We start from the raw sequence: 18,048 nt of genomic DNA, 5'->3' as shown, positions 1-18,048 counted from the left end.
GGGGCCCACCCGGCCGCGCCGTGGCGGGCGCCCCTCGGGGACGGGGCGGTTCAGAACAGGACGGTGGCGAAGGTGCCGACCTCGCGGAAGCCCACGCGGCGGTAGGCCGCCAGCGCCTTGGCGTTGTAGTCGTTGACGTACAGGGAGACCACGTCCACGCCCTCGGCGCGCGCGGCCCGCACGACCGCCGCCATGCCCGGGGAGGCCAGGCCCTCGCCGCGCCGGTGCGGCGGCACCCAGACCCCCTGCACCTGCACCACCTTCGGCGAGACGGCGCCCAGCTCGGCCTTGAAGACGACCTCCGGCCCGGCCGGTCCCGGGTCCACGCGCACGAACGAGCGGCCGGTGGAGACCAGCTCGGCGACGCGGGCGCGGTAGGCGCCGCCGCCGTCCGGCGGGGCGGGTGCGTAACCGATCTCCTCGGTGAACATCGCCACGCAGGCGGGCACCACGAGGTCCAGCTCGCGCAGGGTGGCGCGGCGCACCGCGGGGTCGGCGGGCACGTCCGGCTCGCCGTCGCACACCATGAGCGGCTGGCGGGCCCGGACCTCCCGCACGCCGCGCCAGTGCGGCTCCAGGCGCTGCCACAGCGCCAGGACGGTCTCGGCGGGCCCCACGAGGGACGAGCAGCGCCGCCCCTGCGCGCGGGCCTGCGCGGCGAAGGCGTCCAGCGCGGCGGGGGTCGCCTCGATCGGCACGAGGTTGGCCCCGGCCCAGCACGCGGAGACCAGCTCCCCGCCCTCGAACCAGCCCCACACCTGCCCGCCGAGGTCGGTGCCCGGCCGGGACAGCAGGCCGAGCACCCGCGCGGAGACGAACAGGTTGGCGACCGGGTCGCGCTCGCACAGCCGCAGCAGGGCGGGGGCGTCGGCGCCGGTGAGGACGCGCAGGGTCCCGGGCGCGGCGGACCCCGGGGACGTGGCCGCGGACGGGAACGGGTGCACCCCGGCATCCTGTCGCGCAGGGGCCGGGGCGTCCACGCGACCCCCGCCGCGGGCCCACCCGCGGCGCGCCGTCCCGCCCCAGCGCACGAGGCGCCGCCGTCAGCCGACGGTGACCGTCGGGCTGCCGGCGGTGGACTCGCCGGCCGGCTCGCCCATCTCGGCGGCCAGCCGCTCCGCCTCCTCGATGAGGGTCTCGACGATCGCGTGCTCGGGGACGGTCTTGATGACCTCGCCCTTGACGAAGATCTGGCCCTTGCCGTTGCCGCTGGCCACGCCCAGGTCGGCCTCGCGGGCCTCGCCGGGGCCGTTGACGACGCAGCCCATGACGGCCACCCTCAGCGGCACGCTCATGCCCTGCAGCCCCTCGGTGACGGCGTCGGCCAGGGAGTAGACGTCCACCTGCGCGCGCCCGCAGGAGGGGCAGGAGACGATCTCGAGCTTGCGCGGGCGCAGGTTCAGCGACTGCAGGATCTGGATGCCGACCTTGACCTCCTCCGCCGGCGGCGCGGACAGCGAGACGCGGATGGTGTCGCCGATGCCCTTGCTCAGCAGCGCCCCGAAGGCGGTGGCGGACTTGATGGTGCCCTGGAAGGCCGGGCCGGCCTCGGTGACGCCGAGGTGCAGGGGCCAGTCGCCGCGCTCGGAGAGCAGCTCGTAGGCGCGGACCATGACGACCGGGTCGTTGTGCTTGACGGAGATCTTGAAGTCGTGGAAGTCGTGCTCCTCGAACAGCGAGGCCTCCCACACGGCGGACTCCACCAGCGCCTCGGGCGTGGCCTTGCCGTGCTTGGCCAGCAGGCGCGGGTCCAGGGAGCCGGCGTTGACGCCGATGCGGATCGAGACTCCGGCGTCCTTGGCCGCCTGCGCGATCTGCTTGACCTGGTCGTCGAACTTGCGGATGTTGCCGGGGTTGACGCGCACGGCCGCGCAGCCGGCCTCGATGGCGGCGAAGACGTACTTGGGCTGGAAGTGGATGTCCGCGATGACGGGGATCTGCGACTTCCTCGCGATGATCGGCAGGGCCTCGGCGTCGTCGGCGCTGGGGCAGGCCACGCGCACGATGTCGCAGCCGGTCGCCGTCAGCTCGGCGATCTGCTGCAGGGTGGCGTTGATGTTCGTCGTCGGCGTCGTCGTCATCGACTGCACCGAGATCGGGGCGTCGCCGCCGACCTCGACCGCGCCGACCTTGATCTTGCGCGTCGGGCGGCGGGGGGCCAGGACGGGCGGAGGGAGGGCGGGCAGGCCGAGGCTCACGGTCACGGCACCAGTATCGACCCGCGCGGCGGCGGGCAGGGCCACGGGGCACCGTCCGCACCGCCGCACCACCGGCTGTTCACGCAGGGCGCACGCGGTGGGGTCGCCGGCCCTCAGCCGAGCGTGACGGGCCGGACGATGTCGGCGTACAGCAGCAGGGCGCTCATCCCGATGAGCACGAGGGACACCCCGTAGGCCACCGGCATCGCCTTGGCCACGTCCACCGGGCCGGGGTCGGGCCGCCCGCGCAGCCGGAACAGCGCCTTCTTCAGCAGCTCCCAGAGGGCGCCGGCGATGTGCCCGCCGTCGAAGGGCAGCAGCGGGATCATGTTGAAGACGAACAGCGCCACGTTGAGCCCGGCCAGGAGCGAGACGAGCCGGGAGGTGCGCTCGGCGAGCTCGTCGCCGGGGATGATCGCGGGCCGCGCGTTCAGCTCGCCCGCGATGCGGCCGATGCCGACCACGCCGATGGGCCCGTTCGGGTCGCGCGCCTCGCTGCCGAAGGCGGCCTGCGCCACGTCCACCAGCCGCTGCGGCAGCCGCAGCACGATGTTCGCCACGTCGGCGACCTGCCCGGCCACCACGCCCGGCACCTCGGCCAGGGGCGTGCGCACCACCGCGATGCTCGGGGAGACGCCGAGGAAGCCGACCTCCTCCACCGCACCGGTGGGCTCGCCGGTGCGCTCGTCCAGCACCGCGCGCTGCGTGAGGACGGGGGTGGCGGTCAGCTCCACCCGGCGCCCGTCGCGCTCGACGACGACCTGCGCCTCGCGGCCGCCGGAGGCCCGGATGAGGTCCGAGAGCTGCTCCCAGCCGCTCACCGGGCGCCCTGCGAACGACAGCACGGTGTCACCGGGCTGCAGACCCGCCCGCGCGCCGGGCGCCGGCGGGTCGTCCGGGCCGCACTCGGAGGCGGTGGTCCCGGCCGGCAGCACGCACTGCGAGACGGAGGAGACGGTGGGCACCAGCCCCGGCGCGCCGATGGCGCTGGCGGCCACGGCGGTCAGGACCAGCGCCAGCAGCAGGTTGACGAACGGACCGCCGAACATGATCGTGATGCGCTTCGCGACGGGCAGCCGGTAGAAGGTCCGCTGCTCCTCCCCCGGGCCGATCTCCACGAAGCTGGCCGCCCGGGCCTCCTCGGCCATCAGGGCCCAGCGGCCCGTCGAGCTCGCCCGCGAGCGACCCGGTGCGTCCCCCGGCTGCGGGGGGAACATCCCGATCATGCGGATGTAGCCGCCCAGCGGGATCGCCTTCACGCCGTACTCGGTCTCGCCCCGGCGGCGGGAGAACAGGGTGGGGCCGAAGCCGACCATGTACTGGGTGACCTTCACGCCGAAGCGCTTGGCCGGCACCAGGTGGCCCACCTCGTGCAGGGCGATGGACACCGCCACACCGACGGCCGCCACGAGGATCCCGACGACCCAGAGCAGGACCTCGCTCACGCGGCCGTCCCCGTCAGCTCCCGGGCGCGGGCGCGCGCCCAGTCCTCGGCGGCCAGCACGTCCTCCACGTCGCGCGGGTCGCCGCCCGGGGAGTGCTCGCCGACGACGCGGGCGACGGTGTCGACGATGCCGAGGAACGGCAGGCGCCCGGCGTGGAAGGCCGCGACGCACTCCTCGTTGGCGGCGTTGAGGACCGCCGGCACGGTGGAGCCGCGCCGGCCCGCCTCGCGGGCCAGGTCCACCGCGGGGAACGCCTCGGCGTCCAGCGGCTCGAACGTCCAGCTCGCCGCCCGCGTCCAGTCCACGGCCGCCGCAGCGCCCGGCACCCGCCGCGGCCAGCCCAGCCCCAGCGCGATGGGCAGGCGCATGTCCGGCGGCGAGCACTGGGCCAGGGTGGAGCCGTCGGTGAACTCCACCATCGAGTGCACCACCGACTGCGGGTGCACGACGACCTCGATGCGCTCGTAGCCGATGCCGAACAGCAGCGAGGCCTCGATGACCTCCAGCCCCTTGTTGACCAGCGTGGCGGAGTTCGTGGTGACCACCGGGCCCATCGACCACGTGGGGTGGGCCAGCGCCTGCTCGGGGGTGACGGAGGTCAGCTCGGCGCGCCGGCGCCCGCGGAACGGGCCGCCGCTGGCCGTCAGCACCAGGCGCGACACCTCCCCCGCCGCCCCGCCGCGCAGGCACTGCGCCAGGGCCGAGTGCTCGGAGTCCACCGGCACCACCTGCCCGGGCGCCGCGGCGCGGGTGACCAGCGGACCTCCCGCGACGAGGGACTCCTTGTTCGCCAGCGCCAGGGTGCGGCCCGCGGCCAGCGCCGCCAGCGTCGGGCGCAGCCCCACCGAGCCCGTCATGCCGTTCAGGACGACGTCGCAGGGGTGGGCGGCCGCCTCGGCCGCCGCGTCGGGGCCGGCCAGGACCCGCGGAGCCCAGCCGGTGCGGCCGGCGGCGCGCGCGTGCACCGCCAGCGCCTCGCGCAGCGGGGCCTCCGCCTCGGCCCGGGCCACGGCCACCAGCGCCACCTCGTGCTCGACGGCCCGGCGGGCCAGGGCGTCGACGTCCGCGCCGCCGGCGGCCAGCGCGACCACGCGGAAGCGGTCCGGCGCGGCGGCGACCACGTCGAGCGCCTGGGTCCCCACCGACCCGGTGCCGCCCAGCAGCACCACCTCGCGCACCGGCTCCGGCGACGGGCCGGACGGGCCCGCCCCAGCGGGGTGCGGAACGGGCGCGGCGGGCAGCAGGTCTGTGCTCACGGGGCCATTCTGACGGCGTCCCCCCGACTGCGAGGGACCGGCCGGTCCGCACGGGCCGCCGCGCCGGGTCGCGACATCGGCCAGGATGGGCCCAGCGCACCGCTCCACGGGAGGACAGCCCACATGCCCGCCACCCCACGCCGCCGGACCAGCGGCCTCACCGCAGCCCTCGCTGCCCTCGCCACCGCGGCCGCGGCACCGGCGGCCCTGGCCACCGCCGCCTCCCCGGCCGCGGCGGTGACGGGCGCGACCGGCGGCGCCGAGCTCCTCTCGCGCGTCGACGGTGCCGCGCAGACGTCCGCCCTGGAGTACTGGACGCCGGAGCGGATGGCCGCCGCGCGGCCCGCCACCCCCGACGTGGCTGTCCTCGACGCGGCCGGGACGGGGGGCGCCGCGGCGTCCGGGGAGACGGCCGGCGACGTGCAGCCGTCCGCGGACGCCGTGCGCACCCTCGCCGCCGACCCGGTCCCGTCCGTCGTGCGCCGCCAGCGCGGCACGGCCGACGTCGTCACCGGCGGCGCGATCAGCGTCGCCACGCCGTGGAGGGGCGAGCCGGCCGTCACCCCGAAGATCGGCCGGCTCTACTTCACGCAGGGCGGGCTGCCGTACGAGTGCTCCGCGAGCAGCGTGCGCTCGGGCAACGAGAGCGTCGTCGTCACGGCGGGGCACTGCCTGACCGAGCGGGGCCACACCTCCGAGAACGTCATCTACGTGCCCGGCCTCGACGGCACCTCCGAGCCGTACGGCCGCTGGCCGGCGGCCCGCGCCTTCACCACCCGCGAGTGGCTGGACGAGGACCAGAGCACTCCGGCCGCCCTGAACCACGACGTCGGTTTCGTGGTGGTGGGGCGGCGCGACGGCGCCACCCTCGCCGGCACCACGGGTGCCCTGGACATCGCCTTCGGCGCCCCCCTGGACCGGGTGACCGTCTTCGGCTACCCCGCAGCGGGCCGCGTCGGCGACGGGTTCACGCTGCAGCACTGCACCGGCTGGCGCTTCCCCGACGCGGGCGGCACCACCGACCACGGGACGCTGTGCGACATGGGCGGCGGGTCCAGCGGCGGTCCGTGGCTGTCCGGGTTCGACCCCGCGGCCGGCACCGGCACCGTCACCTCCGTCGTCAGCTTCAGCTACAGCGCCGCTCCCGAGCGCCTCTACGGCCCCCGCCTGGGCGACGTCGAGCGGGCGCTGTACGAGCAGGCTGCCGCGGTGCCGGTGCCCTGAGCGGCCCGGGCGAGCGGCGCGGCGCGTAGGTTCGCCCCGTGGCCCTGGACCCGCACGACCTGCCCCCCGCCGCGCTGGACTTCCTGCGCGAGCGGCACCTGGCGACCTTGACGACCCTGCGCGCGGACGGCTCGCCGCACGTGGTGCCCGTCGGGTTCACCTTCGAGCCGGAGACGCTGACGGTGCGGGTGATCACCTCGGGGACCTCGCGCAAGGCCGTGCACGCCCGCCGCGGCACGCGCGCCGTGGTGGCGCAGGTCGACGGGCGCCGCTGGCTCGCGCTGGAGGGGCCGGCGCGGGTGCTGACGGCTGCCGAGGACGTCACCGACGCCGAGCGCCGCTACGCGGAGCGCTACCGCGTGCCCCGTGCCAACCCGCAGCGCGTCGTGGTGGCCGTCGCCGTGGACCGGGTGCTGGGGTCGGTGCCGCCCTGGGACTGACGGCCACCCCGGCCACCACCCCGGCCACCACCCCGGCCACCACCCCGGCCACCGGCCGCGCCGGTACCGGTCCGGTCGCGCCGGCGCCGCCCGGCGCCCGCGTCAGGGCTCGTGGGAGACCATGAGCTCCACGACGCGGTCGAGGAAGGCGTCCACGGGGGCTTCCCGGTACCCGCGGCGGCCCCGGCGCGGCCGGAACAGCGCCCCCCGCACGTCCTCGGCCTCCAGGCGCGCACCGCCGGCGAACCGCTCGGCGAGCAGCGTGCACAGGGCGTCCACGTCGGAGGGGCGGTAGCCGCGGCGCAGGCCGCGAGCGCGGGGGAAGCGCTCGCCGTCCGGCTCGTCCAGGCGCCCCAGCACGGCGGCGTTCAGCGCGGCGTGCCGCTCGGCCCACTGGCGCTGCGCCCCGCCCGAGAGCGCGCGCACGCGCTCGAGGCGGGCCAGCCGGTCCTCCAGCCGCGCGAGGGCCTCGTCGGTGGCCGCCACGTCGTAGCCGCCGAACTGGGAGCCGAAGCCCACGGCGCGCACCTGCGCCGAGCCGAGCCGGCGGGCGGGCACCGCCTGCGCGGCGTGGTCGAGGAAGGCGTCGACGTCGGCGACGCGGTACCCGCGCCGCCACCGGCCCGTGCGCGGCGGACGGCGACCGAGCGCGCCGGTCCGCTCCCCGCGCTCCTCCAGCTCCTGCGTCACCGCAGCACCCCCGTCGCGGGAGCCCCGCTCACGCGCGCGGCTGCTCGGGGGCGACAGCGGCGAGCTGACCACAGGCGCCGTCGATGTCGCTGCCGCGCGTGTCGCGCACGGTGGTCGGGACGCCGCGCGCCTCCAGGGCGGCGACGAACGCCCGCTCCACCGCGGGGTCGCTGGCGGTCCACTTCGAGCCCGGCGTGGGGTTCAGGGGGATGGGGTTGACGTGCACCCAGCCGCGCCCGCGGGCGTTGAGGAGCTTGCCGAGGCGGTCCGCGCGCCACGCCTGGTCGTTGACGTCGCGGATGAGGGCGTACTCGATGCTGACGCGCCGGCCGGTGGCGTCGAAGTAGCGCCGGGCCGCGTCGAGCGCCTCGGCGACCTTCCAGCGGCGGTTGATCGGCACGAGCTCGTCGCGCAGCTCGTCGTCGGGGGCGTGCAGGCTCAGCGCCAGGGTGGCGGCGATGCCCTCGGCGGCGAACTTGTCGATCGCCGGCACCAGCCCGACGGTCGACATGGTCAGGCCCCGGGCGGAGATGCCCACGCCGTCCGGGGCGGGAGCGGTCAGGCGGCGCACGGCGGCCACCGCGGAGCGGTAGTTGGCCAGCGCCTCCCCCATGCCCATGAAGACCACGTTCGAGACGCGGCCGGGCCCACCGGCGACCTGGCCGCGGGCCAGGGCGCGCGAGGCCGCCAGGACCTGCTCGACGATCTCGGCGGTCGACAGGTTGCGGGTCAGCCCGGCCTGGCCGGTCGCGCAGAACGGGCAGTTCATGCCGCAGCCGGCCTGGCTGGACACGCACAGGGTGTCGCGGTTGCGGTACCGCATCAGGACGGACTCGACGAGCGCCCCGTCGTGCAGCCGCCACAGCGTCTTGACGGTGGTGCCGCCGTCCGCGGTGAGGGTGCGCACCGGCGTGAGCAGGGTGGGCAGCAGGGCGTCGGCGATGCGCTGCCGGCCGGCGGCCGGCAGGTCGGTCATGCGCGCCGGGTCGTCCTCCAGCCGCTCGAACCACTGGGTGGCCAGCTGGCGGGCGCGGAACGGCTTCTCCCCCAGCTCGGCCACCGCGGCGGCGCGCTCACCGGGCTCCAGGTCGCTGAAGTGGCGCGGCGGCTTGCCGCGGCGCGGGGCCGTCATCACCAGCGCGCCCGGGCTCGCGGGCGCCAGCGGCAGCGGACGGCGGTCCGCGTCCCGGGCGAAGTCCTGGCTGAAGTCCTGCGGGGCGTCCTGGGGGCTGTCCGCCGTGGTGGCGGGGGCGGGGGAAGTCGGCATGGTCCTCCCATGGTAAGGCGCCCGCGCACCGGATCCGCGACCCCCGAGCGACGCGGGCCCGCTCCTCAGGAGCCGAGCAGGGCGACCAGCAGCAGGTGCACGACGGGCGCGGTCGGCAGCAGCGAGTCCAGCCGGTCCATGACCCCGCCGTGACCGGGCAGCAGGTCGCCCATGTCCTTGATGCCCAGGTCGCGCTTGAGCATGGACTCCGACAGGTCGCCCAGGACGGCGACCGCGACCGTCACCAGGCCCAGCAGCAGGCCGCCCCACCACGGCCCGCCGAGCATCAGGGGCAGGCACACCGCGCCGAGGACCGCGCCCGTCAGCAGGGAACCCGCCGTGCCCTCCCAGGACTTCTTCGGGCTGACCGAGGGCGCCATCGGGTGCTTGCCGAGGAAGACGCCCGCCGCGTAGCCGCCGATGTCGCTGGCCACCGCGAGCAGCACGAACAGCAGCACCCGCCAGGGGCCGTCGGGGGCGGCGAGCATCAGCATCGCGAACGAACCCAGCAACGGCCCGTAGGAGACGATGAAGACGCCGCCGGCGACGTCGCGCACGGCCGGCACCTCGATCGGGCTGCCGTGGTCGCCACCCGTGTCGACCACCCGCCACACGAGCACCGCGAAGACCGTCAGCGCGTAGGCGACCAGCAGGGTCTCACCGCCGCCGAGGTAGGCGCCGGGCAGCATCGCCAGCGTGCCCACCACGGGAGGCAGCAGCGGCACCCGCAGGTGGTGGGCCCGGAAGGCCCGGACCACCTCGATCGTGCCGTACAGGACGGCGGCGGAGGCCAGGACGACGAACGCCTCCGGCCGCACGAACAGGCTCAGCAGCAGCAGCGCGCCGAGCGCGAGCCCCACGCCGGCGGCGGCGGGCAGGTTGCGCCCGGCGCGAGGGGTGCGCGCGGCGCCGGTGGCCGCGTCGGGTGCGGGCGCGTTCACACCGCCAGGAGTTCCGCTTCCTTGTTCTTCAGCAGGTCGTCGACGACCTCGACGTGCTTCCTCGTCGTGGCCTCGAGGTCCTTCTCGGCGCGCGCCACCTCGTCCTCGCCGGCCTCACCGTCCTTGACGATGCGGTCCAGCTCCTCCTTGGCGCGACGGCGCACGTTGCGCAGGGAGACGCGCGCGTCCTCGGCCTTGGTGCGGGCGAGCTTGATGTAGTCCTTGCGCCGCTCCTCGGTCAGCTGCGGCAGCACCACGCGGATGACCTGGCCGTCGTTGCCGGGGTTCACCCCCAGGTCGGAGTTGCGCAGCGCCTTCTCGATCTCGCCCATGGCGCCGCGGTCGAACGGCGTGATGAGCACCGAGCGGGCCTCCGGGATCTGGAAGGAGGCCAGCTGCTGGAGCGGCGTCGGCGCGCCGTAGTAGTCCACGAGGACCTTGTGGAACATCGCGGCGTTCGCCCGGCCGGTGCGGATGGCGGCGAAGTCCTCCTTGGCGACGTCGATCGCCTTGTCCATCTTCTCCTCGGCCTCGAGGAGGGTGTCGTCGATCACGGTGGTCCCTTCGTCCTGCTCCGGCGCGTGAGGGTGATCGCGGTGAGCGGCGGGCCCGGGGGCCCGGCGCTGCTCAGCCGGCGGTCACCTGCGTGCCGATCCTCTCACCTCGCAGCGCGCGCGCCACGCCCTGGCCCTCCATGCCGAAGACGACCATCGGCAGGCCGTTGTCCATGCAGAGGCTGAAGGCGGTCGTGTCGACCACGCGCAGCCCCCGCTGCAGCGCCTCGGAGTAGGTGATCTGGTCGATCTTGGTGGCGGTGGGGTCCTTGCGCGGGTCGCCCGTGTAGACGCCGTCGACGCCGTTCTTGGCCATCAGGACCGCGTCGGCGCGCACCTCCAGGGCGCGCTGGGCGGCCACGGTGTCCGTGGAGAAGTACGGCATGCCCGCGCCCGCGCCGAAGATGACCACGCGGTCCTTCTCCATGTGCCGGATGGCGCGGCGCGGGATGTACGGCTCGGCGACCTGTCCCATCGTGATGGCGGTCTGGACGCGGGTGTCCACACCGGCCTGCTCGAGGAAGTCCTGCAGGGCCAGGGCGTTCATCACCGTGCCCAGCATGCCCATGTAGTCGGCGCGGCTGCGCTCCATGCCCCGCTGGGACAGCTCCGCGCCGCGGAAGAAGTTGCCGCCGCCGACGACGATGGCGACCTGCACGCCCATCTTGACGCCGGTGGCGATCTCGCGGGCGGCCTGGGCGATGACGTCGGGGTCCACGCCCACCGAGCCGTTGCCGAAGAACTCCCCCGACAGCTTCAGCAGGACCCGGCGGTACTTCGGCGCGGGGTGGACCGTGCCGGCCTCCAGGTCGACGGTCAGGCTCGGCTCGGTGGTGTCCGGCACGCGGTTCTCCTCAGTGCGGGGGTCGGCTCTCGGGAAGTGTGCCGCACCGGCGCGCGCGGGACGGCGCGCGCCGGCGGTGCGCTGGTCCGGACGGGTGCGGCGGGTTCCGGACGCGCGAACGGGGCGGGTGGACCGGAAGTCCACCCGCCCCGCGGTGGAGCGTGTCAGGCGCCGACGCGGATGCGCGCGTAGCCCGTCACCTGCACGCCCGCCGAGGCGAGCAGCTTGGTGATCGTCTGCTTGGAGTCCTTGGCGAAGGGCTGCTCCAGCAGGACGTTGTCCTTGAAGTAGCTGTTGACGCGGCCCTCGACGATCTTGGGCAGCGCGGCCTCGGGCTTCTTCTCCTCGCGCGCGGTCTCCTCGGCGATGCGGCGCTCGTTCTCGACCGTCTCGGCCGGCACCTCGTCGCGGCTGAGGTAGATCGGCGACATGGCCGCCGCGTGCATGGCGACGTCGCGGCCGAGCTCGTCGTTCGCCGAGTCCAGGGCCACGAGCACACCGATGGTGGGCGGCAGGTCGCTGGCGGTCTTGTGCAGGTAGGAGGACACGTGGGTGCCCTCCACGCGGGCGACGCGGTTGACGACGATCTTCTCGCCGATCGTCGCGTTGGCCTCGTCGAGGACCTCCTGGACGGTCCTGCCGTCCATGTCGGAGGCGAGCAGGGCCTGCGCGTCGGCGGCACCGGTCGCGACGGCCTGCGCCAGGACGCGGTCGGCCAGCTCGATGAACCGCTCGCCCTTGGCGACGAAGTCCGTCTCGCAGTTGACCTCGACCAGCACGCCCACGCCGCCGTCGACGTGCGCGGCCACGAGACCGTTGGAGGCGTCGCGCCCCTCGCGCTTGGTGACGCCCTTGAGGCCCTTGATGCGCAGCAGCTCGACGGCCTTGTCGAAGTCGCCCTCGGCCTCGACGAGCGCGTTCTTGCAGTCGAGCATGCCCGCGCCGGTCATCTCGCGCAGCTTCTTGACGTCAGCGGCGGTGTACGCAGCCATCGGTCCTTCTCCTCCTGGGGTGTCGGGACGATCTCGAGGTGGGTGGGCCGGACGCACGGACGCCCCGGGCCGCTGCCGGCCCGGGGCGTTCGCGGTCAGGCCTGGGTGCTGGCGCCGACGGTCTGCGAGGGGGCCTCGGCCTCGGTGGGCTCGTCGCCGGAGAGGGCGACGGCCTCAGCGTCCTGGCCGGTGGCGGCGGCCGCCGCTGCGGCCTCCGGACGGTCCGAGCCCTCGGCGGTGGCGATGCTCTCGGAGCCGCCGGTCTGGATGTTCTCGGAGCCGGCGAGCAGGTCCTGCTCCCAGGCGGCCAGCGGCTCGGCGTCGGTGGTGCTGCCGCCGCCGTGGCGGACCTGCAGGCCGTCCGCGACGGCGTCGGCGATGACGCGGGTCAGCAGCGTGACGGAACGGATCGCGTCGTCGTTGCCGGGGATGCGGTAGTCGACGTCGTCCGGGTCGCAGTTGGAGTCCAGGATCGCCACGACCGGGATGTTCAGCTTCTTGGCCTCGTCGACGGCGAGGTGCTCCTTGTTGGTGTCGACGATCCACACCGCGGACGGCACCTTGGACATGTCGCGGATGCCGCCGAGGGTCTTGTCCAGCTTCTCCTTCTCCCGGCGCAGGACCAGGAGCTCCTTCTTCGTCAGGCCGGAGCCGGCCACGTCGTCGAAGTCGACCTCCTCGAGCTCGCGCAGGCGCGCGATCCGCTTGGAGACGGTGGAGAAGTTGGTGAGCATGCCGCCCAGCCAGCGCTGGTTCACGTAGGGCATCCCCACGCGGCGGGCCTGCTCGGCGATGGGCTCCTGGGCCTGCTTCTTCGTCCCGATGAACAGGATCGAGCCGCCGTGGGCGACGGTCTCCTTGACGAAGTCGTAGGCGCGGTCGATGAACGACAGCGACTGCTGCAGGTCGATGATGTAGATGCCGTTGCGCTCCGTGAACAGGAAGCGCTTCATCTTCGGGTTCCAGCGGCGCGTCTGGTGCCCGAAGTGCACACCGGACTCGAGCAGCTGGCGCATCGTCACGACGGCCATGGGTGGTCCTCCTCGTGCCGGCCCCCGCGGCGGGGGCCGATCGGTTCTCCGCGGCGGACCGGCCGGTCCGTCGCGCCTGGCCCCCGGCAGCGCACCCCGACCGCCGGGGCACGGCGGACCGAGAGGGGTGGCTCCGCGCGACGCGGGTAGCGGGGGCGCGGTGTCACGCCGACCGCGCACCTCCCGCAGGGACGAGCGCGCACGACGTGCCCACCTAGTCTACGGCTCGTGAGCACCAGCCTCGACCGCGGTGGTGTCGTGCGGCGCATGCGCCGCTTCGGCCCCACGATCTTCGCCGAGATGTCGGCACTGGCGCTGCGCACGGGGGCGGTGAACCTGGGGCAGGGCTTCCCCGACACCGACGGCCCGGCCTCGCTGCTCGCCGACGCCGCCGAGGCGATCCGCACCGGGCACAACCAGTACCCGCCGGGTGTGGGCGCGCCCGCGCTGCTGGCGGCCGTCGCCGAGCACCAGAGCCGCTTCCACGGCCTGGAGCTGGACCCGGCCACCCAGGTGCTGGTGACCGCGGGCGCCACCGAGGGCGTCGCAGCGGCCGTGCTCGCGCTGGCCGAGCCCGGCGACGAGGTGGTCGTCCTGGAGCCCGCCTACGACTCCTACGCCGCGGTGATCGCGCTGGCCGGCGCGGTGCAGCGCCCCGTGGCGCTGCTGCCCGCCGAGGACGGCTCCGGGCGCTTCGCGCTGGACCGGGAGGGGCTGCGCGCCGCCTTCTCCCCCCGCACCCGCCTGGTGCTGCTGAACACCCCGCACAACCCCACCGGCACCGTCCTGACCCGCGAGGAGCTGACGGCGGTGGCCGACCTGGCCGTCGAGCACGACGCCGTCGTCGTCACCGACGAGGTCTACGAGCACCTCGTCTTCGACGGCGCCCGGCACGTGCCCCCGGCCACCCTGCCCGGGATGGCCGAGCGGACGCTCACGGTCTCCTCGGCCGGCAAGACGTTCTCGGTGACCGGCTGGAAGATCGGCTGGGTCACCGGACCGGCCCACCTGGTCGCGGCGGTGCGCACCGTCAAGCAGTTCCTCACCTACTCCGGCGGCGCGCCGTTCCAGCCGGCGGTGGCGCGGGCGCTGGGACTGGGCGACGGCTTCTACCGGGACCTGGCCGCGGACCTGCAGCGCCGTCGGGACCTGCTGCACGAGGGGCTGGTGGCGGCGGGCTTCGCGGTGGGCGTGCCGCAGGGCACCTACTTCACCGTGGCCGACCCGCGACCGCTGGGGTTCGACGACGGCACCGCCTTCTGCCGCGCCCTGCCGGAGCTGGCGGGGGTCGTGGGGGTCCCGGTCGCCGCGTTCTGCACGCCGGACGGCCCCGCCGCGCGAGCCGCGCGGCCGCTGGTGCGCTTCACGTTCTGCAAGTCCGACGCGGTGCTGCTGGAGGCGTGCGAACGGCTGCAGGCGCTGAGGCCGCGGTGAGCGCGGCGCACGACGACGTGCGCGCGGCGCTGGAGGCCGAGCGCGCCGCGGCCCGCGAGCGCGCGAGCGCCCTGGAGCGCGAGCTCGCCAGCGCCCTCGAGGTCGCCGCCGAGGGCAGCGCCGACGACGAGCACGACCCCGAGGGGTCGACCACGGCGTTCGAGCGGGCGCAGGTCGCCGCCGTGCTCGGGCAGGTGCGCGAGCGACTGGTGCTGCTGTCGGATGCCCTGCGTCGCCTCGACGAGCCGGGCTTCGGGCGGTGCGAGCGCTGCGGGCTGCCGATCGCGGCCGGGCGCCTGGCCGCCCGGCCGTGGGCGACGACGTGCGTCACCTGCGCCGCGGCGGGTCCACCGCACCGGTCGGGACGTCGCTGAGGAACCGGTGCCCCGCGGTCTCCGCAGGGGCCTGCGGGACCGGTCCGTCCACAGCGCGCCGCCCGCGCCCACCGCGGGCGGGCACCCCGGAGCCACCCTGCGGGGGTGCCTTCCTCCGCCGCACCCCTGACGGCCCTGTCGACCGCCCTGCTCGCCGCGGCCCTCGTCACCACCCCCGCCGTCCCGGCCGTCCCCGAGGCCGCCGCTGCGCCCGCCGCCCCCGAGCCGGCGGGGCCCGCGCCCGGCGCGGGGTGGGCGGGGTGGGCCTGGCCCCTGCACCCGCGCCCGGCGGTGCTGCGCGGCTACGACGAGGTGGGCCGCTACGCGCCCGGCCACCGCGGGCTGGACCTGACCGCGAGCGTCGGCCAGCCCGTGCTGGCGCCGCAGGACGGCGTCGTGGTGTTCGCCGGCCCGGTGGCGGGCCGGGGCGTGGTGGTGCTGGAGCACGCCGGCGGGCTGCGCAGCACCTACGAGCCGGTCACCGCCAGCGCGGCCGTGGGCGCCCGCACCTCGCGGGGTGAGCCGTTCGCCGCGCTGGCCGAGGGGGCGCACTGCGGGAAGCGGGCGTGCCTGCACCTGGGGGTGCGCCGGGGCGAGGACTACCTGGACCCCCTGGCGTTCCTGACGCCGGCCGCGGCGCCGGTGCTGCTGCCGCTGGGACGGCCGGCCTGACCGGGTCCCGCGCCCGGCCGGCACCCGGCCTCAGCCGGTGTCGCTGAGCTTGCCGCGCAGCTGGAGCACGGCCTTGGTGTGCATCTGGCAGATGCGCGACTCCGTGACGCCGAGGACGCGGCCGATCTCGGCGAGCGTCAGGCCCTCGTAGTAGTAGAGGGTGACGACGATCTTCTCCCGCTCGGGCAGCTGGTTGATGGCGCGGGCCAGCAGGAACTTCGTCTCCTCCCCCTCGAAGGCCGTCACGGGGTCCTCGGCCCGCGTGTCCTGGAGGGTGTCGACCAGGGAGAGCTTGTCGCCCTTCTCGCCCGAGACGCTCAGCAGCTCGTCCAGGGCGACGACGTTGACGTAGGAGACCTGGCTGAAGATGTGGTGCAGGTCCGCGAGCGGGATGCCCATCCGCTCGGCGACCTCGGCCTCGGTGGGGGTCCGGTGCAGCTCCCCCTCGAGGGTGGCGTAGGTGCGCTCCACCTCGCGGGCCTTGCTGCGCACCGACCTCGGGATCCAGTCGATGGCGCGCAGCTCGTCGATGATGGCCCCGCGGATGCGGGAGATGGCGTACGTCTCGAACTTGATGGCGCGCTCGATGTCGAACTTCTCGATCGCGTCGATGAGGCCGAAGATGCCGTAGGAGACGAGGTCGGCCTGCTCGATGTTGGGCGGCAGGCCCACGCCGACGCGGCCGGCGACGTACTTCACCAGCGGTGAGTAGTGCATGATCAGCTTCTCGCGCACCAGCGCGTCGGCGGTGGCCTTGAACTCCACCCACATCGCGCGCAGGCGCGCCTCGGCCTCCTCCTGCTCGGGGGTGGCCGGGCCCCTGCGGCTGCTGAAGCGGGCGTTGGCCTGCGGCCGCCCGGCGGGGCGGACCTCCTCGGCGGGTGCCTGCTGCTCGGCGGGTGCCTGCTGCTCGGCGGGTGCCTGCTGCTCGGCGGGTGCCTGCGGCGTGGTGGCCCCGTCCGTGACGGCCTGCTCCACGGCCTCGTCGGTGCCGCTGCCGGGCGCGCCGGTCACCACCTGCACGGCCGCTCCGGAACGTGCGGGTCGCGCGGTCGCGGCGCGCCGCTGCCCCGATGGTGCGTCCACCGTGTCCTCCCCCCGGTGCGTCAGGCCCGAGGGTGGGCCTGACGGTGCGATCTCCGCAGGCGATCGACGGAGACGTGCGTGTAGATCTGCGTCGTTGTCAGCGTAGCGTGACCAAGCAACTCCTGAACGCTACGAAGGTCGGCTCCCCCGTCGAGCATGTGCGTGGCCGCCGCGTGCCGCAGACCGTGCGGTGCCGTGGCCGGCGCCCCGGGCACCCGTGCCGCCAGGCGCGTCACGGCCTCGCGGACCTGGCGCTGGCCGGCGCGCCCGCCGCGCCGCCCCAGCAGCAGCGCGCGCCCGGAACGCTCCCCGGCCAGCTGGGGACGCCCCTGCGCGAGCCAGCGCTCCAGCGCGTCCTGGGCGGGCAGCCCGTAGGGCACGACCCGTTCCCGGTCACCCTTGCCGAGCACGCGCACGGTGCGCTGCCCGTGGTCGACGTCGTCCAGGTCCAGCCCGACGACCTCCGCCACGCGGCAGCCGGTGGCGTACAGCAGCTCGACGGCCGCGGCGTCGCGCAGGGCGATCGGGTCGGGCCGCCCGTCCGGGCGTCCCCCGGTCCCGGAGTCGCTCCCCGTCCCGCCGCCCGCTCCAGCACCCGGTCCAGCGTCGGCGGCCTCGCCCGCCACCCGCAGCAGCTGCTCGACCTGGCCGGCGGTCAGCACGTGCGGCAGCGGGGAGGTGCGGCGCGGTGCCCGCAGCCGCAGGCCCGCGTCCGCCGAGGCCCGGCCGGTGCGGGCCGCCCAGGCCGTGAAGGTGCGCGCGGCGGCCGCCCGGCGGGCGAGGGTGGAACGGGCGCGGTCCCCGGCGGCTCCCGCCAGCCAGGCGCGCAGGTCCGCCAGGGACAGCAGGTCCAGGTCCAGGCGGCCACCGTCGTCCGCGGGGACTGTCGCGACCAGCAGGTCGCGCACGTCGGAGCGGTACGCGCGCACCGTGTGCGGCGAGCGGTTGCGCTCGGCGCGCAGGTGGGTCGCGAAGTCGTCCAGCAGGTCCTCCAGCCGCTGAGCGCGCACGTCGTCCACCGCCGCACCGTCCCCCGTCCCGCGCCGGGCGGCAAGCCCGCCGCGCCGGGAACGGGGGTGGGGACACGCTGCCGGCCCGGCACCGCACCGGGCGCCGCGCCGGGCACCGCGTGCCAGGATGACCGGCGCCCGCGGTGCACGGAGCGACGCTCGCCGTGCCGCGAGCCCGGTGCACGACGAGCGTGCCCCGGTCGGCACGCACGAGGGGCGAGGTAGTGGCGCAGCGGACGACGGTGGTCCTGACCGACGACGTGGACGGTGGCGAGGCGAGCGAGACGGTGCGCTTCGGCGTCGAGGGCGACCACTACGAGATCGACCTGAACACCGAGAACGCCGAGAAGCTGCGACGGGCCCTGAGCCTGTACGTCGAGCACGGCCGGCGCGTCGGCGGCCGGCGCAGCTCCTCCGCCCCGGCGGGCTCCGCGGCCGGCGGCTCGGCCGCCTCCCGGTCGGCGGGCGACGGTGTGGACGGCGCCGCGGTGCGCGCCTGGGCGCGCGAGAACGGCATCGAGGTCAGCGACCGCGGCCGCATCAAGTCCGAGGTCGTCGAGCAGTACCGGCGCGCGGTCGGCTGACCGCGC

19 protein-coding genes are annotated in these 18,048 nt (G+C 75.6%); 6 read left to right on the top strand and 13 right to left on the bottom strand.

What is annotated here, in order from left to right:
- Nucleotides 1-50: 50 nt before the first annotated feature.
- The 4 genes from MN205_RS17450 to dxr all read right to left on the bottom strand — a co-directional run bounded on the left by MN205_RS17450 (nucleotide 51) and on the right by dxr (nucleotide 4,821).
- Entirely contained in the window at nucleotides 51-944 is an 894-nt protein-coding gene (locus MN205_RS17450; RefSeq protein WP_242129590.1) for a GNAT family N-acetyltransferase, read from the bottom strand.
- A gap of 99 nt (nucleotides 945-1,043) precedes the next feature.
- Entirely contained in the window at nucleotides 1,044-2,204 is a 1,161-nt protein-coding gene (gene ispG, locus MN205_RS17445; protein WP_242129589.1) for a flavodoxin-dependent (E)-4-hydroxy-3-methylbut-2-enyl-diphosphate synthase, read from the bottom strand.
- Between the two features lie 107 nt (nucleotides 2,205-2,311).
- Nucleotides 2,312-3,643: an RIP metalloprotease gene (locus tag MN205_RS17440; protein WP_242129588.1), complete on the bottom strand. Its 1,332-nt coding sequence runs from the start codon at nucleotides 3,641-3,643 to the stop codon at nucleotides 2,312-2,314.
- Nucleotides 3,640-4,821, bottom strand: coding sequence for a 1-deoxy-D-xylulose-5-phosphate reductoisomerase (gene dxr, locus MN205_RS17435; RefSeq protein WP_374115979.1), 1,182 nt, complete (start codon nucleotides 4,819-4,821; stop codon nucleotides 3,640-3,642). Before dxr ends, MN205_RS17440 begins: the two co-directional genes overlap by 4 nt.
- A gap of 201 nt (nucleotides 4,822-5,022) precedes the next feature.
- Here dxr and MN205_RS17430 point away from each other — a divergent pair, with 201 nt between their 5' ends.
- On the top strand, nucleotides 5,023-6,123 hold the full coding sequence (locus tag MN205_RS17430) for a serine protease (RefSeq protein WP_242129586.1): 1,101 nt from the start codon (nucleotides 5,023-5,025) through the stop codon (nucleotides 6,121-6,123).
- A 38-nt stretch (nucleotides 6,124-6,161) separates the two neighbouring features.
- The gene (locus MN205_RS17425; RefSeq protein ID WP_242129585.1) at nucleotides 6,162-6,563 is read left to right on the top strand and encodes a TIGR03618 family F420-dependent PPOX class oxidoreductase; all 402 of its coding nucleotides are present in this window, start codon (nucleotides 6,162-6,164) and stop codon (nucleotides 6,561-6,563) included.
- A gap of 102 nt (nucleotides 6,564-6,665) precedes the next feature.
- Here MN205_RS17425 and MN205_RS22065 read toward each other — a convergent pair whose 3' ends face one another.
- The 7 genes from MN205_RS22065 to rpsB all read right to left on the bottom strand — a co-directional run bounded on the left by MN205_RS22065 (nucleotide 6,666) and on the right by rpsB (nucleotide 12,882).
- Entirely contained in the window at nucleotides 6,666-7,253 is a 588-nt protein-coding gene (locus tag MN205_RS22065; RefSeq protein WP_242129583.1) for a DivIVA domain-containing protein, read from the bottom strand.
- Nucleotides 7,254-7,281: 28 nt separating this feature from the next.
- Nucleotides 7,282-8,385, bottom strand: coding sequence for a 23S rRNA (adenine(2503)-C(2))-methyltransferase RlmN (gene rlmN / locus MN205_RS17415; protein WP_305037236.1), 1,104 nt, complete (start codon nucleotides 8,383-8,385; stop codon nucleotides 7,282-7,284).
- Between the two features lie 200 nt (nucleotides 8,386-8,585).
- A complete protein-coding gene (locus MN205_RS17410) occupies nucleotides 8,586-9,461 on the bottom strand; it encodes a phosphatidate cytidylyltransferase (RefSeq protein ID WP_242129579.1) in 876 nt (291 codons plus the stop codon).
- Nucleotides 9,458-10,015, bottom strand: coding sequence for a ribosome recycling factor (gene frr / locus MN205_RS17405; RefSeq protein WP_242129577.1), 558 nt, complete (start codon nucleotides 10,013-10,015; stop codon nucleotides 9,458-9,460). Before frr ends, MN205_RS17410 begins: the two co-directional genes overlap by 4 nt.
- Nucleotides 10,016-10,088: 73 nt before the next feature.
- On the bottom strand, nucleotides 10,089-10,835 hold the full coding sequence (gene pyrH / locus MN205_RS17400) for a UMP kinase (RefSeq protein ID WP_374115978.1): 747 nt from the start codon (nucleotides 10,833-10,835) through the stop codon (nucleotides 10,089-10,091).
- Nucleotides 10,836-11,023: 188 nt separating this feature from the next.
- Entirely contained in the window at nucleotides 11,024-11,851 is an 828-nt protein-coding gene (gene tsf / locus MN205_RS17395) for a translation elongation factor Ts (RefSeq protein ID WP_242129572.1), read from the bottom strand.
- 95 nt (nucleotides 11,852-11,946) lie between these two features.
- Nucleotides 11,947-12,882 carry a 30S ribosomal protein S2 gene (rpsB, locus tag MN205_RS17390; RefSeq protein ID WP_242129570.1) on the bottom strand — a complete coding sequence of 312 codons (936 nt, stop codon included), beginning with the start codon at nucleotides 12,880-12,882 and terminating at the stop codon, nucleotides 11,947-11,949.
- Between the two features lie 267 nt (nucleotides 12,883-13,149).
- On the opposite strand from rpsB, the gene MN205_RS17385 reads away from it, so the two are divergent.
- From MN205_RS17385 to MN205_RS22060, 3 genes are all read left to right on the top strand, one after another.
- Complete coding sequence (locus MN205_RS17385) at nucleotides 13,150-14,316, top strand: pyridoxal phosphate-dependent aminotransferase (RefSeq protein ID WP_255820572.1); 1,167 nt, start codon at nucleotides 13,150-13,152, stop codon at nucleotides 14,314-14,316.
- Nucleotides 14,313-14,690 (top strand): TraR/DksA C4-type zinc finger protein, encoded by a 378-nt coding sequence (locus MN205_RS17380; RefSeq protein ID WP_242129568.1) that lies wholly within the window; start codon nucleotides 14,313-14,315, stop codon nucleotides 14,688-14,690. Before MN205_RS17385 ends, MN205_RS17380 begins: the two co-directional genes overlap by 4 nt.
- A gap of 105 nt (nucleotides 14,691-14,795) precedes the next feature.
- On the top strand, nucleotides 14,796-15,362 hold the full coding sequence (locus MN205_RS22060) for a murein hydrolase activator EnvC (protein WP_242129567.1): 567 nt from the start codon (nucleotides 14,796-14,798) through the stop codon (nucleotides 15,360-15,362).
- A 30-nt stretch (nucleotides 15,363-15,392) separates the two neighbouring features.
- Here MN205_RS22060 and whiG read toward each other — a convergent pair whose 3' ends face one another.
- Nucleotides 15,393-16,376: an RNA polymerase sigma factor WhiG gene (gene whiG / locus MN205_RS17370; protein ID WP_374115977.1), complete on the bottom strand. Its 984-nt coding sequence runs from the start codon at nucleotides 16,374-16,376 to the stop codon at nucleotides 15,393-15,395.
- Between the two features lie 92 nt (nucleotides 16,377-16,468).
- Nucleotides 16,469-17,467 carry a tyrosine-type recombinase/integrase gene (locus tag MN205_RS17365; RefSeq protein ID WP_308220299.1) on the bottom strand — a complete coding sequence of 333 codons (999 nt, stop codon included), beginning with the start codon at nucleotides 17,465-17,467 and terminating at the stop codon, nucleotides 16,469-16,471.
- Between the two features lie 215 nt (nucleotides 17,468-17,682).
- Here MN205_RS17365 and MN205_RS17360 point away from each other — a divergent pair, with 215 nt between their 5' ends.
- Nucleotides 17,683-18,042, top strand: coding sequence for an Lsr2 family protein (locus MN205_RS17360; protein WP_242129565.1), 360 nt, complete (start codon nucleotides 17,683-17,685; stop codon nucleotides 18,040-18,042).
- Nucleotides 18,043-18,048 lie beyond the last annotated feature (6 nt).

Origin of the sequence: Kineococcus sp. TRM81007 (assembly GCF_022669155.1) — a bacterium.
Taxonomy (GTDB): domain Bacteria; phylum Actinomycetota; class Actinomycetes; order Actinomycetales; family Kineococcaceae; genus Kineococcus.
The sequence above is the reverse complement of the archived record's forward strand: the minus strand, read 5'-3'. Positions and strand labels throughout refer to the sequence as shown.

Bases quoted from the DNA above. Each gene is read 5' to 3' on its own strand.
- MN205_RS17430 (WP_242129586.1), top strand. From the start codon at position 5,023: ATGCCCGCCACCCCACGCCGCCGGACCAGCGGCCTCACCGCAGCCCTC.
- rlmN (WP_305037236.1), bottom strand. From the start codon at position 8,385: ATGACGGCCCCGCGCCGCGGCAAGCCGCCGCGCCACTTCAGCGACCTG.
- tsf (WP_242129572.1), bottom strand. From the start codon at position 11,851: ATGGCTGCGTACACCGCCGCTGACGTCAAGAAGCTGCGCGAGATGACC.
- rpsB (WP_242129570.1), bottom strand. From the start codon at position 12,882: ATGGCCGTCGTGACGATGCGCCAGCTGCTCGAGTCCGGTGTGCACTTC.
- MN205_RS17385 (WP_255820572.1), top strand. From the start codon at position 13,150: ATGCGCCGCTTCGGCCCCACGATCTTCGCCGAGATGTCGGCACTGGCG.